Origin of the sequence: Streptomyces sp. NPDC058457, from assembly GCF_042720695.1 — a bacterium.
Lineage (GTDB): Bacteria > Actinomycetota > Actinomycetes > Streptomycetales > Streptomycetaceae > Streptomyces.
In genome coordinates this window covers 73665-91714 of record NZ_JBHXLU010000033.1, presented here as the reverse complement: position 1 = coordinate 91714, position 18050 = coordinate 73665, and the positions used below count along the sequence as shown (strand labels likewise).

17 protein-coding genes and 1 pseudogene are annotated in these 18050 nt (G+C 70.8%); 4 read left to right on the top strand and 14 right to left on the bottom strand.

Annotated features, from left to right (window positions below; translation table 11 throughout):
• Positions 1-6: 6 nt before the first annotated feature.
• Positions 7-1191, bottom strand: coding sequence for an FAD-dependent monooxygenase (locus tag ACFWPS_RS25530; RefSeq protein ID WP_383708481.1), 1185 nt, complete (start codon positions 1189-1191; stop codon positions 7-9).
• Between the two features lie 268 nt (positions 1192-1459).
• On the opposite strand from ACFWPS_RS25530, the gene ACFWPS_RS25525 reads away from it, so the two are divergent.
• On the top strand, positions 1460-3205 hold the full coding sequence (locus tag ACFWPS_RS25525; protein WP_383708480.1) for an FAD-dependent monooxygenase: 1746 nt from the start codon (positions 1460-1462) through the stop codon (positions 3203-3205).
• A 233-nt stretch (positions 3206-3438) separates the two neighbouring features.
• Here the strand turns inward: ACFWPS_RS25525 and ACFWPS_RS25520 are convergent, their stop codons facing one another.
• The 4 genes from ACFWPS_RS25520 to ACFWPS_RS25505 all read right to left on the bottom strand — a co-directional run bounded on the left by ACFWPS_RS25520 (position 3439) and on the right by ACFWPS_RS25505 (position 7685).
• Positions 3439-4173: an IclR family transcriptional regulator C-terminal domain-containing protein gene (locus ACFWPS_RS25520; RefSeq protein ID WP_383708479.1), complete on the bottom strand. Its 735-nt coding sequence runs from the start codon at positions 4171-4173 to the stop codon at positions 3439-3441.
• A 206-nt stretch (positions 4174-4379) separates the two neighbouring features.
• A complete protein-coding gene (locus tag ACFWPS_RS25515) occupies positions 4380-5387 on the bottom strand; it encodes an ABC transporter substrate-binding protein (protein WP_383708478.1) in 1008 nt (335 codons plus the stop codon).
• Positions 5388-5482: 95 nt separating this feature from the next.
• Entirely contained in the window at positions 5483-6703 is a 1221-nt protein-coding gene (locus ACFWPS_RS25510) for an NAD(P)/FAD-dependent oxidoreductase (protein WP_383708477.1), read from the bottom strand.
• A 52-nt stretch (positions 6704-6755) separates the two neighbouring features.
• Positions 6756-7685, bottom strand: coding sequence for a hypothetical protein (locus ACFWPS_RS25505; protein ID WP_383708476.1), 930 nt, complete (start codon positions 7683-7685; stop codon positions 6756-6758).
• A 200-nt stretch (positions 7686-7885) separates the two neighbouring features.
• Between ACFWPS_RS25505 and ACFWPS_RS25500 the strand changes: the two genes are divergently transcribed.
• Positions 7886-8665 (top strand): IclR family transcriptional regulator, encoded by a 780-nt coding sequence (locus tag ACFWPS_RS25500; RefSeq protein WP_383708475.1) that lies wholly within the window; start codon positions 7886-7888, stop codon positions 8663-8665.
• A 70-nt stretch (positions 8666-8735) separates the two neighbouring features.
• Here ACFWPS_RS25500 and ACFWPS_RS25495 read toward each other — a convergent pair whose 3' ends face one another.
• The 9 genes and pseudogenes from ACFWPS_RS25495 to ACFWPS_RS25455 all read right to left on the bottom strand — a co-directional run.
• Positions 8736-9839: a VOC family protein gene (locus ACFWPS_RS25495; protein WP_383708474.1), complete on the bottom strand. Its 1104-nt coding sequence runs from the start codon at positions 9837-9839 to the stop codon at positions 8736-8738.
• Positions 9840-10037: 198 nt separating this feature from the next.
• Positions 10038-10793 (bottom strand): antibiotic biosynthesis monooxygenase, encoded by a 756-nt coding sequence (locus ACFWPS_RS25490; RefSeq protein ID WP_383708473.1) that lies wholly within the window; start codon positions 10791-10793, stop codon positions 10038-10040.
• Positions 10794-10833: 40 nt separating this feature from the next.
• Positions 10834-11031: a ferredoxin gene (locus ACFWPS_RS25485; RefSeq protein ID WP_383708472.1), complete on the bottom strand. Its 198-nt coding sequence runs from the start codon at positions 11029-11031 to the stop codon at positions 10834-10836.
• Between the two features lie 16 nt (positions 11032-11047).
• The gene (locus tag ACFWPS_RS25480; protein ID WP_383708471.1) at positions 11048-11620 is read right to left on the bottom strand and encodes an aromatic-ring-hydroxylating dioxygenase subunit beta; all 573 of its coding nucleotides are present in this window, start codon (positions 11618-11620) and stop codon (positions 11048-11050) included.
• A 1-nt stretch (position 11621) separates the two neighbouring features.
• Positions 11622-12944, bottom strand: a complete 1323-nt coding sequence (locus tag ACFWPS_RS25475) for an aromatic ring-hydroxylating dioxygenase subunit alpha (protein ID WP_383708470.1) — start codon at positions 12942-12944, stop codon at positions 11622-11624.
• A 221-nt stretch (positions 12945-13165) separates the two neighbouring features.
• A complete protein-coding gene (locus ACFWPS_RS25470) occupies positions 13166-14068 on the bottom strand; it encodes an alpha/beta fold hydrolase (protein ID WP_383708469.1) in 903 nt (300 codons plus the stop codon).
• Positions 14069-14174: 106 nt separating this feature from the next.
• Positions 14175-14738, bottom strand: coding sequence for a cysteine hydrolase family protein (locus ACFWPS_RS25465; RefSeq protein ID WP_383708468.1), 564 nt, complete (start codon positions 14736-14738; stop codon positions 14175-14177).
• A 530-nt stretch (positions 14739-15268) separates the two neighbouring features.
• Positions 15269-15994 (bottom strand): SDR family NAD(P)-dependent oxidoreductase, encoded by a 726-nt coding sequence (locus tag ACFWPS_RS25460; RefSeq protein ID WP_383708495.1) that lies wholly within the window; start codon positions 15992-15994, stop codon positions 15269-15271.
• Between the two features lie 156 nt (positions 15995-16150).
• A pseudogene (locus tag ACFWPS_RS25455) lies at positions 16151-16507 on the bottom strand (acyl-CoA dehydrogenase family protein); the annotation flags it as partial.
• A 257-nt stretch (positions 16508-16764) separates the two neighbouring features.
• Between ACFWPS_RS25455 and ACFWPS_RS25450 the strand changes: the two are divergent.
• Positions 16765-17085 carry a DUF1330 domain-containing protein gene (locus ACFWPS_RS25450; protein ID WP_383708467.1) on the top strand — a complete coding sequence of 107 codons (321 nt, stop codon included), beginning with the start codon at positions 16765-16767 and terminating at the stop codon, positions 17083-17085.
• 104 nt (positions 17086-17189) lie between these two features.
• Positions 17190-17699, top strand: a complete 510-nt coding sequence (locus tag ACFWPS_RS25445; protein ID WP_383708466.1) for a nuclear transport factor 2 family protein — start codon at positions 17190-17192, stop codon at positions 17697-17699.
• Positions 17700-18050 lie beyond the last annotated feature (351 nt).

Genomic DNA, 18050 nt, shown 5'->3' with positions numbered 1-18050 from the left:
CGCGGGTCAGCCGGCCTGGACGGCGGAGGACGCCCTGCCCAGGGCCTCGACCTCGGCGTCGTGGTCGTACAACCAGAGTCGCAGGTCGACGGTGTTGGTGATCTGGCTGTCCCGCTCCTCGAGGTCGTCGAAGTGGGAGTCGTAGCGCCGGCCGTTGAGCCGCGCCTCGTGCTGCACCCGGCTGGTGCGCGGGCGACGCTGGGCCTCGTAGGCCTGCAGGGCGGAGGAGATGTCCGCGGCGGTCGCGAGGTGGGCGGCCAGGGCGAAGCCGTCCTCGATCGCCTGGTTGGCGCCCTGGCCGAGGTGCGGGAGCATCGGATGCGCCGCGTCGCCGAGCAGGGTGAGCCGGGCGGAGGTCCAGCGGTCCAGGGGCATCCGGTCGTAGAGCCCCCACCAGTAAGTGGTCTCGACCGCGTCGAGCAGGGTGGTGACGGGCTCGTCCCAGCCCGCGAACGCGGCACGCAGCTCGTCGGCGTCCCCCGGCGCCGACCAGGACTCCGCGGCCTGCCGCTGCGAGGGCACGAAGGCGATGTAGGTGATCAGTTCGCCGCGGCGCAGCGGATAGGTCAGGAAGTGCTTCTGCTCGCCCATCCACAGCTGTGAGACGCCCGCCCGCCAGGACGGGACCGCCTTGGCGGGCACGAGACCGCGGTAGGCGACCGATCCGGAGTCGATGACCTCCACGGGGGGGACGACGTGCAGGCGCAGCGTGGAGTTGATGCCGTCGGCTGCGATGACGACATCGGCACGGACCTCCTCGCCGTTCGCGAAGATCACCGTGCAGCCGTCGGCGTCCTGGCGGAAGTCGACACACTGGTGACCGGTGTGTATGCGCTCTGCGGGGAGAGTGTCGGCCAGCACCCCGAGCAGATCGGCGCGGTGCATGCCGTACATGCCGTTCCAGCCGTTGGAGTCGGCGGTGAGGATCCGGGAGACCGGTTGGCCGTCGTGCCGGTAGTAGGTGGACCCCTCCCCGACGGGCCCGCCCACCCGGGCCAGCTCTTCGGCGAGGCCGATGCGCTCCAGCAGCCGGAGGCTGTTGGGGGTGACCAGGACGCCGGCGCCCACCTCGCCCAGCTCGGGTGCCTGCTCGTACACGTGGACATCGACGCCACGGTGCAGCAGGGCCCCGGCCGCGGCCAGTCCTCCGATCCCCCCTCCGACCACCGCCACGCGGATCTGATCGACCACAATGCACCTCGTTTCGCTATACGAAATATGTTCGCTAAGCTATCTTCGGAGTCATGGCCTGTCAAACAGTTCGAGCATCCTTGTCCCTGAACCGGCGGGGCCCGCGGTCGTCGCCGTGTGAGCCTTCGGGCGAAGCGTCGCCGCCGGCGCTGCGGGGGCGGGGACGACGGCTCACCCCGCGCGGGCGGCACCGGGCTGCCCGCCCCACTGGAAACCAGTTCGCGCGCACCGCGGCATGCCGGCCCCCGCGCACCTCGGCGGTGGAGTCATGAGGGCCCCGCGGAACTCGCCCGCGACGGCGCGCCCCGCGCAGGCCGACCGCCCCGGCGTCAGCGCCGCGACGACCTCCGCCGGTCCGGACGCGCCCTATGTCATCGTCGGTGGCGGCCCGGTCGGCATGAGTCTGGCTCTCGACCTCGGCTGGCGCGGCATTCCCGTGATCCTGCTCGAACAGAGCACCCACACCACGGTCAACCCACGCTGCAACACCACCAACGCCCGCTCGATGGAGTACTTCCGGCGCTGGGGGCTGGCCGACCGGATCCGGCGTGCCGGGCTGCCCGGCGACCAGGCCACCGACGCCGTCTACACCACGAGCATCACCGGGTACGAGCTGACCCGCTTCCGGCTCTCCTCCGCCGACGAGGTGTTCGCGGGCACCGCGCCCGAGGCGGCCGAGTGGCCGACGCCCGAACTCCAGCACCGGATCTCGCAGATCTACCTGGAGCCGATCCTCGAACAGGAACTGCGACGCTACGCGAGCGTCACCGTCCGGCGGGGTGTCCGGGTCGAGCGGCTCACGCAGGACGAGGACTCGGTCACGGTGCACGGGACCGAGGTGGCCACCGGGCGGCCCGTGAGCTACCGGGCCGGGTACGTGATCGGCTGCGACGGCGGGGCCAGCGAGGTGCGCCGGGCCGTGGGCGCCAGGTTCGTGGGCGACCCGAGGGTGGGCGACCGCCGGATGTCGATCCACTTCCGCAGCGAGAAGCTGGAGATCCCCGGACCCCGCGCGGGGTGGTGGTACTGGTGGCACGGTGAGCACCACCACGGAGCTTTCATGCAGCTCGACGGGCACTCCCAGTATCTTTGCCACGCCCGGGTGCGGGAGGGGCAGGACCTCGAGAGCGCCGATCCGCACCTCGCCCTGCGCGAGGCCGTCGGCCGCGACTTCCCCTACGAGATCATCGACGTGGTCCGCTGGACCCCGCGCCGGATGGTCGCGGACACGTTCCGTCAGGGCCGGGTGCTGCTCGCCGGCGACGCCGCCCACATCTGGGTCAACCTGGGCGGCTTCGGGATGAACGCGGGGATCGCCGACGCCGTGGCCCTGAGCTGGCGGCTCGCCGCGCTCCACGCCGGGTGGGGCACCCGGGACCTCCTCGACGACTACGCCCTGGAGCGACGGTCGGTGGGCGAGTCGACCTCACGCGCCGCGGCCTCGATCGGCGGCTACATCGAGGACGCCCTGGCCGATCCGCGGCTCCATGAGGACACCGAGGAGGGGGCGGAGCTGCGCACGCAGGTCGGCTCGCGACTGCACGAGGTCGACCGGGCCCAGTGGCACAGCCTCGGCATCCAGCTCGGCACCCGCTACGTCGGCTCGCCCGGGCTGGCTGCCGACGCCGACCTGGAGCCGGCGGAGGAGGGTGGCATGGGCAGCTACGTGCCCAGCGTGTTGCCGGGCGTCCGGTTGCCGCACCTCTGGCTCGCCGAGGGCGACGCGGTGTTCGACCGGCTGGGCCAGGGCCTGACCCTGCTGCGGGTCGGCTCCGACGCACCGGAAGCGGCCGGGCTGGTCGAGGCCGCACGGGACGCCGGGATCCCGCTCACGGTGCTCGACCTGCCCGACGAGGCCAGGGTGGTGTACGAACGGCGACTGGTACTGGTGCGTCCGGACATGCACGTCGCGTGGTCGGGCGACGAGCAGCCCGAGGACGGCCGTCGGATGCTGCGCCTGCTGTGCGGCTTCGACCGCACGCCCGCCGCGACGGCGGGGCGGGGGACTTCCTAAGGGCATCGAGGTCCCGCCACACGCCCAGGACCTCCATGTGCCCGCGACGCCGTGGCATACATCCCTACGGGGCTGTATGCCACGGCGTCGCGGCTTGTCGGCGATGGTCTGCGGAACGGTTGTGGGCCCGGGGACCCCGTCGGCAGAGCGTCTGCCCGGGGTGCCCGGCCTCGCGGCGAGCACCGGCCCGTAGGCGAAGGCCTGCAGCGCCGCCTCGGTCCGCGTCCGCACCGTCAGAGCATCCGCCCGAGGTGTTTGGCCTCCCGGTCGAGCACCGGCCAGTACTCCTCGCGCATCTGTGCGAGGCTCACCTGGGCGGCGAAGGCGCTCACGCTCATGGCCCCGTGCAGGACGCCGCCGATGTCCCGCACCGGGACCGCCATGGTGCGCACACCGAGGTCGAGTTCCTCGTCGGTGAACGCGACGCCCTCGCGGCGCGCCTCCTCGACACGGGCGAGCAGTTCGACGGGGTCCACGATGGTGTGGGACGTCTTGCGCTCGACGGGCGTCGTCGCGACGAGTTCCTCGACCTGCTCCGTGGGCCATCCGCTCAGCAGGATCCGTCCGGTGGCCGAGCCCAGCAGGGGGAGTGTGGCACCGAGCCGCACCCCCGCCGACGCGATGCGAGCGGCCTCGGCGCGTGCGACGAACAGCGACTGGCCTCCCTCGAGCACCGCCAGCGAGGCCGACTCGCCGAGTTCGTCCCGCACCGCGATCAGGCGTGGTTGGGCGAGGGAGGGCAGCACAGCGGTGGCGGTCCATGCGGAGGTCAGCCGCATCACCCGTGGCGTGGGGGTGTAGTACTTGCCGTCGTGGCTGAGGTAGCCCAGTTCCATCAGGGTCAGCAGACAGCGCCGCGCGGCCGCGGGGGTCGTTCCCGAGGACTGCGCGGCCTCGGTGACCGTGAGACGCGGCCGCAGCGGCGAGAAGGCCTCGAGGATGGCCAGCCCTTTGGCCAGGCCGCCCATGACCTCCTGGCGTGCCGGAGCGCCGGACGTTGCCGGATGACTCTTCTGCTCACCGTTCAGCATAATTATTCGTTATACGAACGACGGGCGGCTGTGTCAAACGCGCCGTCTCTCCCGGACCCGGAGAATCAGGCCGATCCGGGGCATAGAGCCGCCCGGGGCTCGCGCAGGGAGGCGGTCGCGGGCCCCGGGCGGCTGCAGGCGACTCAGATGAGGGCGTTCACCGCCGGGGCGGCGGTGTTCTTGATCCCTCCGTACAGGGAGTCGATGAAGTCGGTGTCGTCGATGTCCCGCAGGTAGCCGGTGTCCCAGATCTCGAGCGGCCCGATGTGGTTGGACCGCTCGTCCTTGAGGGTGTCGAGCTGGTAGACGTTCCAGATGGCCAGGGGGTGCGGATAGGGCTTGGGGCTGAGTGCCTGCGACCAGAAGCGCTGGAGGTGGGCGATGTCCTCGGGGTCCTCGATCCCGATCTGGGGAGCCAGGTGCTCCTGCAGGATGTCGCAGACGTCCTTCGGACGGGTCTTGAAGAAGTGCACGGTCTCGATCATCGAGCGCAGGAACGAGCGGGTGAGGTCCTCGTTCTGCTTCACCCACTCGCGGTTGGCGCAGATGGTGGTGTTGTGGATCACCGGCATCTGCGGAAGGCCGAGCACCTGCAGGCCGCGCTGGGTGCCGTAGCGGTCGAAGGGGATGTCCACGTCGGCGGCGTCGGCCTCACCGTCGAGGACGGCCTGGACCGCGCGCAGCGCCACTCCGGTGCCCTGTTCCTTCCAGACGTCGAACTCCACCGCGTCCACGTCGACGCCGGCATGGGCCAGCGCCCGCCGGAAGTTGCCGTAGACGCAGGGGGCGGAGGTGCTGACGATGACCCGCTTGCCCTCGAGCCCCTTCAGGCCGTCGACCGAGGGCGAGGCGACCAGGACGTCGTCCCAGTCGTTCTGCGCCTGGGCGAGGTAGACGAAGCGCTTGTCGCCCCGGGCCCGGTAGGCGTAGGTGTCGTGGTGCAGGCCGCTCATGAAGTCGTACTCGCCGGCGAGGACCTTCGGCCCGCGCTCACCCATCTCCACCCGGGGCTGGCCGGGAACGTCGGCGTTCGCGATGTGGGTGACCAGGTCGAAGCCGTGCTTCTGGGTCACGCCGCTCTCACGCCAGACATGGCCGATCGCCATGTGCGAGATGTCGCTGCAGAGCATCCGGACGGTGGTGTTGGCCACGGGGGCCCTCCTTGGTCTTTCGCTGTACGAAGGTTTCACATGCGTTGCCCGCCCCGCGCGCCGTCCGACAACCGGCAACGCGGGGCGGGTGGGGGTCACGATCGCGCGAGGGCGCGCAGGTCGGTGCCGGGGTCCGCGAGCTGGGCGACGGGGAACGAGGCCGACCGCGCGATCAGCCGTCTCGCGGCCACCACGTCACGGACGGTGTCGAGACCGGCGGCGGCGACGACCCCGCCGTCCCGCAGCCAGAACGCCATGAACTTGCTGGGTGTGGCGTCCTTGCGGAGCACCTGTGTGTCGCCGGGGCGCGGTCGGCCCACCATCTGCAGTTGCAGGCCGTACTGCTCGGACCAGAAGTACGGGACCGTGTCGTGGTCGTGGAGCTCGCCCAGCATGGCCTGCGCGGCGACGACGCCCTGCTGCTGGGCGTTGTCCCAGTGCTCGATCCGCCCGGCGGCGGCCAGATGCGGGTGCGGCTGGACGGTGACGTCACCGGCGGCGAAGACCCACGGATCGGAGGTGCGCCCGTGCAGGTCGACGACGATGCCGCCGTCGCAGTGCACGCCCGCCTCGGCGGCGAGCCGGTCGTTGGGTACGACTCCCACCCCGACCACCACCGTGGTCGCGGGGATCCGCTCACCGGAGGCGAGGACCACCGCCTCGACCGCGTCATTCCCGTCCAACGCCGTGACCTTGGCGTCCGTCAGCACGCGGACGCCTCGTTCGCGGTGGAACGCGGTGACGAGGTCGGCGAGCTCCCGGCCGAGCGCGGCCAGCATCGGCGCCGGCGCGGCCTCCAGCACGGTCACCTCACAGCCCGCGGTCCGGGCCACCGCGGCGACCTCCATGCCGATGAAGCCACCGCCCAGGACGACGACCGGGCCGCCGTCCCGGATCGCCTTGCCGAGCCGTAGCGCGTCGTCGGGGTCGCGGAGACTCAGTACGCCGTCCAGGTCGATACCCGGCAGATCCGGGCGGCGGGCCGCGACCCCTGTGGCGAGCAGCACCTTGTCGGCGTGCAGCGACGTGCCGTCGGCCAGATGCACCGTGCGGGTACCCGGGTCGAGATGTTCGACCCGGGTACCGAGGCGCAGGTCGATACGCCGGTCGGCGTACGACTCGGGGTCGGCGATGGGACGAAGCGCGTCCGGGGTGTCCCCGAGCACCTTCGACAGCTGCGGCCGGCGGTACGGGGCCTCCGTCCCGGCCTCAAGGAGGACCACGGAGCCCTCGAACCCGTGCTGGCGCAGGGCGAACGCCGCCGAGACGCCCGCGGCGCAGCCTCCGACGACGACGTACTGCTCGGTGCCACTCATGCTTCCTCCGGAAGACGACGTACGGGCCTGGACCGGTGAACGGGGATGGTGCTCACGCGCCCTCGGGCTCCCAGTACGCGAGGCCCAGGCCGGTGACCGCGTGGTGCAGCGGGATGTAGTCCACGACCGTGCCCGCACGGCCGGCGAACGCCCCCGCGACGGTGACCCAGGCGCGGATCTCACCGCTGCCGCCGCGCAGGGTGTCGGAGTCGAAGGCGAACAGCTGCGCGAGTTCCTCGCCGCGGCCCTCCGAGATCCGGCTGAGCACCCACCGGTCCAGCCGCTCGTCGATCCAGCCGGCCCGCGGGCCCATCGGGTCGTGGGTCAGCCCGCCCGACGCGACGAGCACGACGCGCTTGTCGCTGGCCTCGGCGATCTCGCGGAGCGCCTCGCCGAGCTCCCAGCAGCGGCGCCCGGTGGGCAGCGGGTCGTGGTAGCCGTTGAGGAAGACCGGGACCAGCGGGATGTCGGCCGCGGCGATCCCGAGCCGGTGGGCGGGGCGGGTGAACGCGTGCCCCAGGCCCTCGGGACGGCTGAGGGGGCGCAGTTCGCTCATCACCGCCGGGTCGAAGCCGCGGTCGATCAGCCCCGTGGCGAGTTCGAGTCCGAAGTCGGCGTCACAGGTGAGCGTGAGGTCGTGGTTGATGCCGGGCTTGTCCTGGAAGCGGCGCAGGGTGACTCCGCTGACCTTGGGCCCGGCGTACACGGCCAGGGTGGGGTTGAACGCCTTGCCGAAGACCTCGCTCTGGTCGTCCCCGACTATCACGACCACGTCCGGCTCGGCTTTGGCGATCTTGGCGCTCAGGGTGTCCAGGCCGGCGTCGATCCGCTCCTTGGTGACGACGTTGGCCTCCGGCGTCTCCAGGGCGAGCGCCTTCGGCTGGGGTACGTCGCCGACCAGGGACTGGTGAAGGTCGGGCCACTCCTCGACCGGGACGAACATCGTCGGTGAGTGGGAGAGGGCGATTCCCAGGGCAAGCATGGTGTACCTCCAAGGGGGGTCGTGGCCGGGCGGGACGGTGCCGCACCCGGCTCCACGACCGTAGGAATCCGGCACCGGTCACCGCCAGCGTTCCGGGTCGGCCAATGGAACGATGCGCCTCTGACCTCGACCGTCATACAGCCGTCATCGAAACGTCCCGCAGGCTTGACATGCGCGGAAGGCGCGCCCACGATCCGGATATGAGGATCACCGACGACAGGGTCGGCACCACGGTGCTGAGCCGGGCCTTCTCATTGCTGGACGTCCTGCGCGAGGAGGCTCCCGGGCTCGGCCTGGCCGAGCTGGCCAGGCGCGCCGGACTGCCGAAGGCGACCGCCTTCCGGCTGGCCAACCAACTCGTCGAGCTGAAGATCCTCGAACGCAACGGACTGGAGTACCGGCTCGGCCAGAAGCTCTTCGAGCTCGGCGCCGGCACCCGAAGCCAGGCCCTGCGCGCGGTGGCCACCCCGTATCTGGAGGATCTCTACGAGGCCGTGCACGAGACCGTCCACCTGGCGGTCCTCAACGGCACGGAGGTGCTGTACCTGGACAAGATCTCCGGACGCCGCCGCCCCACGGCCTCCACCGAGGTCGGTGACCGCAAGCCGCTGCACTGCACCGCTCTGGGCAAGGCCATGCTCGCGTTCTCGAGCACGGAACTGCTCGCCTCGGTGGTCGAGCAGGGGCTGGAGCGCCGCACGCGCCACACCATCGCGGTCCCGGGCCTCCTGCACCAGCAGCTGGCCCGGGTGCGCGAGAGCGGGGTCGCCTATGACCGAGAGGAGTACGACCTCGGCGTCACCTGTGTCGCCAGCCCCCTGCTGGACCGCCACGGCCGCGGGCGCGGCGCCATCTCGGTCACCGGCCCGACCAGCCGCTTCCAGCCCGAGCGGGTCGCCGCGGCGGTACGCACGACGGCCCTGGGCATCAACCGCCAGTGGGTCGGGTCGACAGGACACCAGGAGAGCGGCGGTCGGTGAGGGGTATGACACCGAAAGGTGTGGGACGGGCCTCCTCAAGCCCCGACCCACACCCGTTGCAGGCCGGTTGCTACGCCGAGAAGTCGATGACGTAGTCGGGCTTCATCAGCTCACGGTCGAGCGGGCCCTTCATCAGCACGCTCTCGAGTACGAAGCCACCGAGGTCCGGCGCGGTGTCGAGGTAGGCGAACTCGACACCGCCTCCGTAGAGCACCGCGCCCATGGCCAGCGGGACGCCGGCGTCGATCAGCCACTGCTGGTCGTCGTGCCAGGCCTTCTCGTCGTCGGTCATGTGCAGCATCAGGTGGTGCACGCCGGAACCGAAGCGGTCGCCGAACTCCCGGTTGTAGTGGCTCGGACCGAGCGTCGGCTGGATGATCTCGAACCCGAAGTCGGTGATCTGGGCGCGGGCCGTGAAGTACTCGTGGTCGACCGACTCGCCTCGGTAGTGCGGCTGTTCAAGCCGGTTCTTCTCGGTGCGCCAGTCGCGCATCTTCCAGGCGGGGACACCGAGGAGCCGGTCGTAGTGGGGCAGGGTGGCCATCACGTCCTGGACGACGATCCCGAGGTGGTTGACCCCGCTGATCCCCAGCGGCTCCCTGTCCTCGGGCCGGGTGTAGCTGCCCGAGTGGTCCCAGCGTTCGGTGACCTCGAGCGCGCCGTCCCCGGCCAGCGGCACCTGGATCTCCACCAGGTAGCCGCCGAGCGTGGACCGGGTGTCGACGAAGTGCCGTTCGAGACGGTCGTCCAGGGTCAGCGAACCGGCCAGGGACAGCCCCTCCGCCTCCAGCCGGGCACGCAGCCGACTGAACTCCTCGCGGTCACGCACCGCCAGGGTCAGGTGGCTCACGCCCTGTCCGCGGACGAAGCGGAACTCCTGGAACGGGCTCTCTCCCGTCAGTGGCTGCACCAGCTCGAAGGTCACCGGGATGAGCGGGTTGCCCATCAGCGAAGTGCCTTCACCCGGCGGCACGGAGGTCCCGGTCGCCGTGCGGAACGTGGGGGTGGTGGGCCGCCCGTGCGCCGTCGCCGAGGTGACGCGCTCCGGCCCGAAGTCACGTACCTCCCACTTGTCGATGCCGAACAGCTCGGCGTAGCGCCTCGTCGCCGCCTTGAGGTCGTGGACGACCACGCCCATCGAGTAGAGGCGGTCGACCGGTATCAGTCCCGACATGGATGGATCCTCCTTGACGTCCGGACGGGATCGCCGTCTGCACGGGATCCCGTCCTGGTGCGGGGCAGCCGCGGTGCGCGGAGTCCCCTCCTGGCCACGGGACCACCGACGCTGTGCGGAGTCCCGTCCCAGGACGGGACCCCCGCGCGCGCCGCGGGGCTCCGTGCTGTGTGGTGTGCCGTCCTCCGGACGGTGGTGTCAGTCGGGCCAGGCGACCGTGTCGGACCAGGCCTCGGGGGCGACGGGCAGCCAGCGGTCGTAGAGGTGGACGAACGGCTGGTGGCGGTAGAACTCCACCCCGTTGTTCCCCTGCCCGCGCTCGTGCTGGACGGGTCGCGCGCCGCCGCCTCCGGCACCGCCGGCCTCACGTACCCGCGTCCGCAGCCGCCAGTGCGCGTCGTACCGGGACTGGTCCTCCCAGAGCTCCAGGAGCAGGCCGTCCTGTTCGAACTCGACACCGGCGAACACCTCGAACTGCAGGCAGCCCGGTTCGCGGCGGGTCTCCAGCAGAGCCTCGACCCCGCCGGGCCACGGCTCCTCCTGGGTCGGACGGGTGCTGGTCTGGATGACCACACGCACCTGGCCCCGGGCCGGCCACGCCACCCGCCAGGCCTCGTCGGCACGGCTGGTCGGAAGCCAGTTGCCGGAGGCGCGGTCCGTGTAGCCGTGCCGGTAGAACTCGGAGACCGAGCCGGCCCCGGCCACGCTCTTGGGCGGACTGGAGGACAGCCCGGGCGGCAGCGTGCCCTCGGCGAGCAGCTCGCCCCAGGCGCGGCCGAACGCACCGTCGTCCTCCCAGAGTTCGACCACCGCCAACCGCTCCGGGTCGTCGAGCGAGCGGTAGACCTCCGCTTCCAGGCATCCCTTGCTGTCGCGCAGTCCGGCCGCGTACGCCGACCATGCCGCCTGCGCGCCGGGTTCGACCACGCGCTGGTGGACCACGCGCAGGCTCATGCCGGCCCCGCGATCGGAAGCGTCATAACGGGTTCTCCCATCAGGAGTTCTCCTTGAGGAGGATGGCGTCGGCCGGGCAGAGCCGCACGGCGTCCTTGACCGAGGGCAGCAACGACTCCGCGGGGGACTCCTGGAGCACCACGGCGATGCCGTCGTCATTGACCTCGAACACCTCGGGGGAAGCGGCCTCGCACAGCCCGTGTCCCGCACACAGCCATTCGTCGACGGAGACCTTCATGTCCGTCACTCTCCCTTCAGAAGAAGATCGCCAGGTTGGACGACTCCAGCACCGGGGAGGGGTAGAAGATCTTCCGCTCCTCCAGTTTCCAGGGGTCCTCGCTGATGTTGATGGTGTCCTCGCGCCGGAACACCCAGCGGTCGGACTCGTTGGCGAACCGGCTGCGCTCGACGCTCGCGACCGACCGGACGGTGGCCCGGCCGTCGACGACCGACGCGATCTCGATGTTGCTGACGGAGTGCACCGTCCGCCCGGCGGGGTTGTCGGTCCACGACATCCGGTGGCGCGTCTTGGCCACCCGCATCGCCAGGGCCTCGTAGTCCTCGTCTAGGAAGGAGACGCCCCGCTCCAGAGTGGCGAACTCGAGGTCCCGCTCGGTCGCCTTGCGGACGAACCGGGTCGGCATCCAGTAGCGGATGTCCGGCGACATCCACTCCAGCCACTCCTCGAACCGGGCGTCGTCCAGCAGCCACGCCTCGCGGTACAGGCAGGCGGTCACCCGCCGGTACAGCGCGGGGTCGTCCACGACGCCGTCGGGCGTCCCGACCGAGCCGGGGTCGAGGACCAGGTCACTCTTGCTCGTCGCCATGTCAGGGAGTCCTCATCATGTCGTGCCAGCGCTCCAGCAGCGCGCGCTGTCCGTAGTCGTTGAAGCCGCCGTCTATCCGGTCCGGGACGCCCGGCTCCGAGATCACCTTCTCCCGCCCGAAGCCCATCTGGTAGTTGAAGGGCAGCCGCGAGGCGACCACACCCCGGGTGGCGGCGGTGGCCTGCTCCCAGTTCTCGCCGTCGTCCTCCTCGAAGAAGCCGCCGGGACCGAAGTGGGAGTCGGTGTGCCGGCGCACCCAGTCCTTGACGTCCTGGGGGGCGGCCTTGTCGACCAGGGGGAGCAGCCACACCTCGGTGCGTCCCGGCCCGCGCGGGTGGAAGATGTGGATGGTCTGGGCGCTGGAGTGGAAGCTGGCGTTGGGGAAGATGTTGGCGTTGTAGCGCCGGATCGTCCTGCTGCGGAAGTCGCCGAGATGCTGCCGGGTGAGCTCCCGGTTCTCCCGCAGGTACCGCGCCAGCGGCGTCTCGTCCGGCGGGACGGGGGCGCCGCCCTCGGGCTCGGGCCGACGGTCGCTCCAGTTCACCCCGTGACCGAAGGAGCTGATCATGGTGCCGCCCGGGTCGAGCTCCTCGTCGGTCGTGTGCTTGGGGTCGTTCTTGCCGGTCGCGATCGCCCGGTGACCGATGTCGACGGCCGAGCGGTGCGTCGTACCGCCGTGGTAGAGGTCGCCGGCGGAGTTCTCGGCCCCGAACTTCCAGTTCGTCTTGATGTTCCAGCGCAGGAAGCCGCCGGCGACCTCGACGCCACCGGGCCGCGGGTCGAGGCTGACGTCGAGGAGCCAGGTGAAGTCGCCGAGGTACTCCTCCAGCGGCGGAAGGCTCGTGTCGAACGTGGCGAAGATCAGACCCTTGTAGAGCGCCACCCTGGCCCGGTGCAGACCCCACTTCGACTTGTCGAGGTCGTCGCCGTAAACCTTCTCGAACTGCGGGGCGCCGACGAAGTTGCCGTCGATGTCGTACGTCCAGCCGTGGTACTGGCACATGAAGGCGCGGGTGGTGCCCAACTCGGCACGGCAGACCTTGTTGCCCCGGTGACGGCAGGTGTTGAGCATGACACGGATCTCGCCCTCCCGGTTGCGGGTGACGATCACCGACTCCTCACCCATGTAGGACTCGACGAAGTCCCCGGGGCGGGGAATCTGGGTGTCGTGGCCGACCACCAGCCACGACCGGGCGAAGATGAGCTCCTGCTCCATCCGGTAGACGTCGGGATCGCTGTAGATCCGGCGGTCGACCATGCCCTCGGCCAGCAGCTTGGCGGAGTGACCCACCAACTCCTGTGGCCCCGATGTCAGTGCGGTCATGGGTTTCAGTGCTCCTCGCGTCGAAGCCCGGATACCGGGCAGGTCGGGAAGGGTACGGCTCGGGAGGGAGACGGACCGGGAAGCGGCGGATCCTCCGGATCCCCGACTCTCCGATCGTGCGACCCGGGCCCCCCCGACAAAAGCGAATCGGATCGGTGAATGGAAAGGCCTCCTCCGAAGGAGGCCGGGCGCTGTTCGCCAGAAGGCGGCCGTCAGCGGCCTCAGTGCGGCAGGAAGTCCGCCAGGATGCGGTTGAACGTCTCCGGGTCCTCCCACTGCGGCCAGTGCCCGCAGTCGTCCATCACCTGGAACTCGCAGTCCGGCAGGTAGGCGGCGGCCCTCTCGGCGGTGGCCGCGGTGTTGGAGGGGTTGTGGGAGGACCACAGCATCAGCGTGCGGTTCGAGACCTGCTTCAGCACGTCCGGGGTGAAGTCCAGACCGTCCTTGCGCTCGGGGTTCTTGCCGAGCATCTTCCCCGACTCCTTCATCGACGCGACCGCGTCGGTGCGCTGGTACATGCGCCACCGGATGTCGACCAGTTCCTCGCTGAGGTCGCGGTCCGGCTTGTGGAAGAGCCACTCCATGCGCCGGCGCGTGTTCTCCCGCGTGGGGTCCTTCACGAACTGGTCGGTCAACCGGCGCAGTTCGTCTCGGCCGGCGTCGGTCCACTTCTGCGACTCCGGGTCCGTCTCGACCTTCAGCCGTGCCCCACAGATGGACACCAGGTTGTCGACCCGCTCAGGTCGGCGCAGCGCCAGCCACATCGCGATCCAGCCGCCCAGGGACTCCCCGCCGAAATGTGCCTTCTCCACGCCTGCGGCGTCCATGAAGGCGGTCATGTGGGAGAGATACGCGTCCAGGTCGGCCGGTCCCTCCGGCTTGTCGGTGAGCCCGGAGCCGAGCAGGTCCACCGCCAGCACCCGGAAGTGCTCGGAGAGCGGGACGACGTTGCGCGCGAAGGCCTCCGCGTGGCCCCCGACCCCGTGGAGCAGGATCAGCGGCGGCCCGTCACCGGCCTCGATGCACCGGGTTCGGATGCCTCCCGCGTCGTACCACCGGACCTCCGAGCCGAGAAGGTCGGCCCACACCGTGCTCCTGGGGCTCGCTGGGCTTGATGCGCTCACTGGCTGCTCCTCGTCGTCTGTGACGTTCACCAGAACGATGCGGCCCGGAGCAGCACAACGCCCAGCGATCCGGTTCGCTGAACGGATCGCCGGGCGGTGGCGGAGGTCAGGAGGCGAGTTCCTTCATGATCTCCTCGGAGGTGTGGACCTTGCCGAACCAGTCGGCGATCGCCCGCAGCGACGCGTCGTGGAACTCCTGATCGTTGGAGCCGCAGCAGTCCGAGGCGACCAGGACCCGCAGGTCACGGTCGCTGGCGTCGCGCGCCGTCGACTCCACGACCCGGTGCGTCGACACACCCGTCAGGATGACCGTGTCGGCGTCCAGCGCCTTGAGCACGAGGTCGAGGTCAGTGCCGTAGAAGGAGCTGCTACGGCGACGCATCAGCATGACGTCCCCGTCCTGGGGGGCCAGACCGTCGAGGACGGCGGTGCCCCAGGTCCCCTCGGCCAGCAGTTTGTGCCGCTTGAGCTGGTCCGCCAGCTGCGGGATCACGTCGACGTAGCCGGGCCGGTAGCCCACGCAGGAGTAGACAACGGTGATGCCCTGCTCCCGCGCCCAGTCGGTGAGCTCCTTTATCGCGGTGATCAGCCGTTCCATCTCCTCGCCTCCGGTGTGGAAGCGCGCGATGTCGTTCTGCATGTCACACACGATCACGACTGCGTTGCCCATGGATTCGCTCCTTGTTTCCTGGTGGTTCGACATCGGTTCGCGGACAGGGCCGAAAACGCCAGGAGCGCCGCCGTCATGGCCGGTCCCCGGTCGGACCCGGTGAGGCCGGGCCCACGGGAGACCCCTGGGCCATCGCCCGCGACAGCGCTAGCCACGAGTGCCTGCCCACGGCCGGTGCCGTCCGCGTAGGCGCGCCCGCGTCGTCCTCGCGGGCCGGGCCCTGGCGACGGGGCATGCGTCCCCGCGGCCAGGGCGACGCGGTCGGTCCCCCCTCTGGTCCCCATCCGGCTCCCGGTCCCGGTCGAACCCGACATCAGCGGCTCACAGAGGCGGGCTGTGTGACCCACCTCATGGAGGTGCGCTCACGGTAGGGCTGCGACCTCCGCGCCCCAACCCCGCATTCCGCTCACCGGTACGCGAATTTGCCTCGTCCGGACGCGTGCGCGGCCGGTCGACCACCGTCGGTCGGCCCGTGGCCGTGGCCCGCGTCGGTCTCACAGCGCCGGGACGTCCGGTCCAGAACCTCCCGCTCATGCCCCGTAGACCGGCGCCGGAGCCGGGGCGTCGGCGAGCAGTTCGCGTACCGCCGATCCGACCTCGTCGAGAGCCCAGCGGCGGCCGCGTGCCCGCTGCGGACCGTGCTGCCAGCCGTCGGCGACGCCGAGCAACCCGCCCTCGGCCTCGAAGACCCGGCCGGTCACGTCGCCGGAGTCCGCGGAGGCCAGCCACACCACGAGCGGCGAGATGTTGCCGGGGTGCATGGTGTCGAAGCCGGACTCCGGTACCTGCATCTTGTCGACGAAGGCCTCGACGGCCTCGGTCATCGCCGTGCGGGTGGACGGGGCGATCGCGTTCACGGTGACGCCGTAACGGGCGAGTTCGGCGGCGGCGATCACCGTGACGGCGGCGATGCCGGCCTTCGCGGCACCGTAGTTGCCCTGGCCGACGCTGCCCATCAGCCCGGCGCCCGAACTGGTTTTGACAATCCGGGCGTTCACCGGGTCCCCGACCGCCCGGCCGACCAGCCGCTCGGTGTAGTCCCAGTCGCTCACGTCCCCCAGGTCGGCGACCGCCGTCCCGCCCGCCGCGACGATCTCCTCGGCCACCGCCTCCGCGGTCTCGCCCAGGTCGTTGACCTCGACCCGCGCGCTCTCGGCGGCCAACGCCAGGGCGTGCTCCCGGCCCAGCCCCTGACCGGCGCCGGTCACGACGACCCGGTCCCGGCAGATCCCGTCGCCGTTCCCGCTCGCGCTCACGGTCCGCTCCTGGCCCCCGTTCTCGCTCACGGTCCGGTTCTCGCTCCCACACAGTCCCGCTCCTACGCCGATGCCGTCGGCCGCCCCGGTGAGTCCGAGCCGCCGCGCGATGAACTTCCGATGCTCCGCCGGGCCACCCCAGTCCGAGGCGAGCGCCCAGACCCGCTTGGCGTACAGGCGGAGGTCGTACTCGGTGGTGTAACCCATGGCGCCGTGGCACTGGATCGCCGTACGGGCCACTGCACGCGCCGCGTCCGAGGCGAGGACCTTCGCTGTCGCCGTCCGCACCGCCGCCTCGGAGTCGCCGGCAGCCTGCGCCCAGCCCGCCGCGAGGACCGCCGGACGGGCGAACCGCACGGCTAGCTCCGCATCGGCCAGGGCGTGTTTGACCGCCTGGAATGAGCGGACCGGAACGCCGAACTGGTAGCGCTGCCGACAAGGCCCACCGTCAGGTCGAGCATCTGCCGACCGCGGCCGACGAGGAGAGCGGAGGTCGCCAGGACCCCGCGCCACCGTGCGGCGGCCAGGGCGTCCGAACCACCGGCTGCTGTCGCCCCGCTGCCTGCTGCCCGTTGTCGACCCGGCCCTGCCCGCCGGGCGGTCGGTCCCGTGACACGGCTCCGGCCACGACCCGGGCCGAGCCGGCCGACGACACCCCGGCGCCGGAGTCCATTGAGCGGACCAGGGCGCTGGTCGATCGCGATGCCGGATACTTCAATCTCCCCACCAGGACCGCAACGCGGCGGTCGCTGCACGGGAAGGTCGTGTCGATGCCCGCTTACATCATCGCCCGCAGCTACCTCAAGGACTCCAGCGAGGAGTCCAAGCGTGGGATGCAGGAGTACGTCGAGGCCTACCTCCAGGTCGTCGCCGACCACCCGCACAACCACCTCGCGCAGGGCGTGGTGGCCGAGGTGCTCGAAGGTGAGCCGCGGGAGGGCGCCTACTTCATCCAGGAGTTCCCCTCGAAGGAAGCCGCGTTGGCGTTCTACCACTCGCCGGAGTACCAGAAGGCCGTCGCGATCCGGCAACGGCACTCGGTCACCGAGATGATCCTCGTCGACGGGGCCTTCGAGTACCAGGCCGACTGAATCGACGCTGCCGGTCCACTCAACGGGCCGGAAGAGTGGCGCCTGTCCTGTTCTCGCCGTTTGCTGTCCGGGTTCCGCCCGCTCAACGACGACAGGAGGACACGATGTTCGAACCGGCCAACGACCGGCAGCGTCACATGGTGGAGGTCTGGGAGCGACACGGCTACGCCGAGTTCGCTCTCCACGACCCCGACGCGGCCATCGCGACGATGTGCGACGACCCGTACATCTACTGTGCGCCGCTCGGCCAGTTGCTCAACGGCCGGGACGAGGTCTACAAGTTCTACTCGCAATGGTTCCTGCCGAACGTCCCGGCCGACGTCGAACAGGAGCCGACCACCCGGGTGATGGACGACAACCACATCTGGGACGAGTTCATCTTCCGGTTCACCCATGATCGCGAGATGCCCTGGAAGATCCCGGGTGTCCCCCCGACCGGCAAGCCGGTGGAGGTGGTGATGAACGTCGTGGTCGGCTTCGAGGGAGACCTGATCAAGTACGAGCACCTGATGTGGGACCACGCCTCGGTACTCACCCAGATCGGCCTGCTGGACGCCCCCGCGGCCGGTATCGGGGTCAAGGCGCCCACGCTTCTGCGCGGCTTGCACACCTGAGCGCGGGGCGACTCGCGGGCCGGTCGGTGTCGGTGACCGGCGCCGGCCGGGGAGTCGGCCAGGCGACCACGGTCGCGTTCGCCCGCGAGGGGCCGCGCTGACGTGGCCGAAACCGCGGCCGAGCGGGACGCGACAGCCCCGGAAGCCGGTCCGCCCGCCGGGGGCGGCCGGCTTCCGTACCCCCGCCGCCACGAACGAGGGTCGGTGGCGGCAACCGTCGGAGACCGCGGGCCGGTCGGACGACCCGGTCCTGCGCGCGGTCTCCGACGTCGGCGCGCCCGCCCATGTGCGTGCGGGCGCGGACACACCTCGGCACCATGAGGGTTTCCTTCGGCCGGTACCCGCGTGACG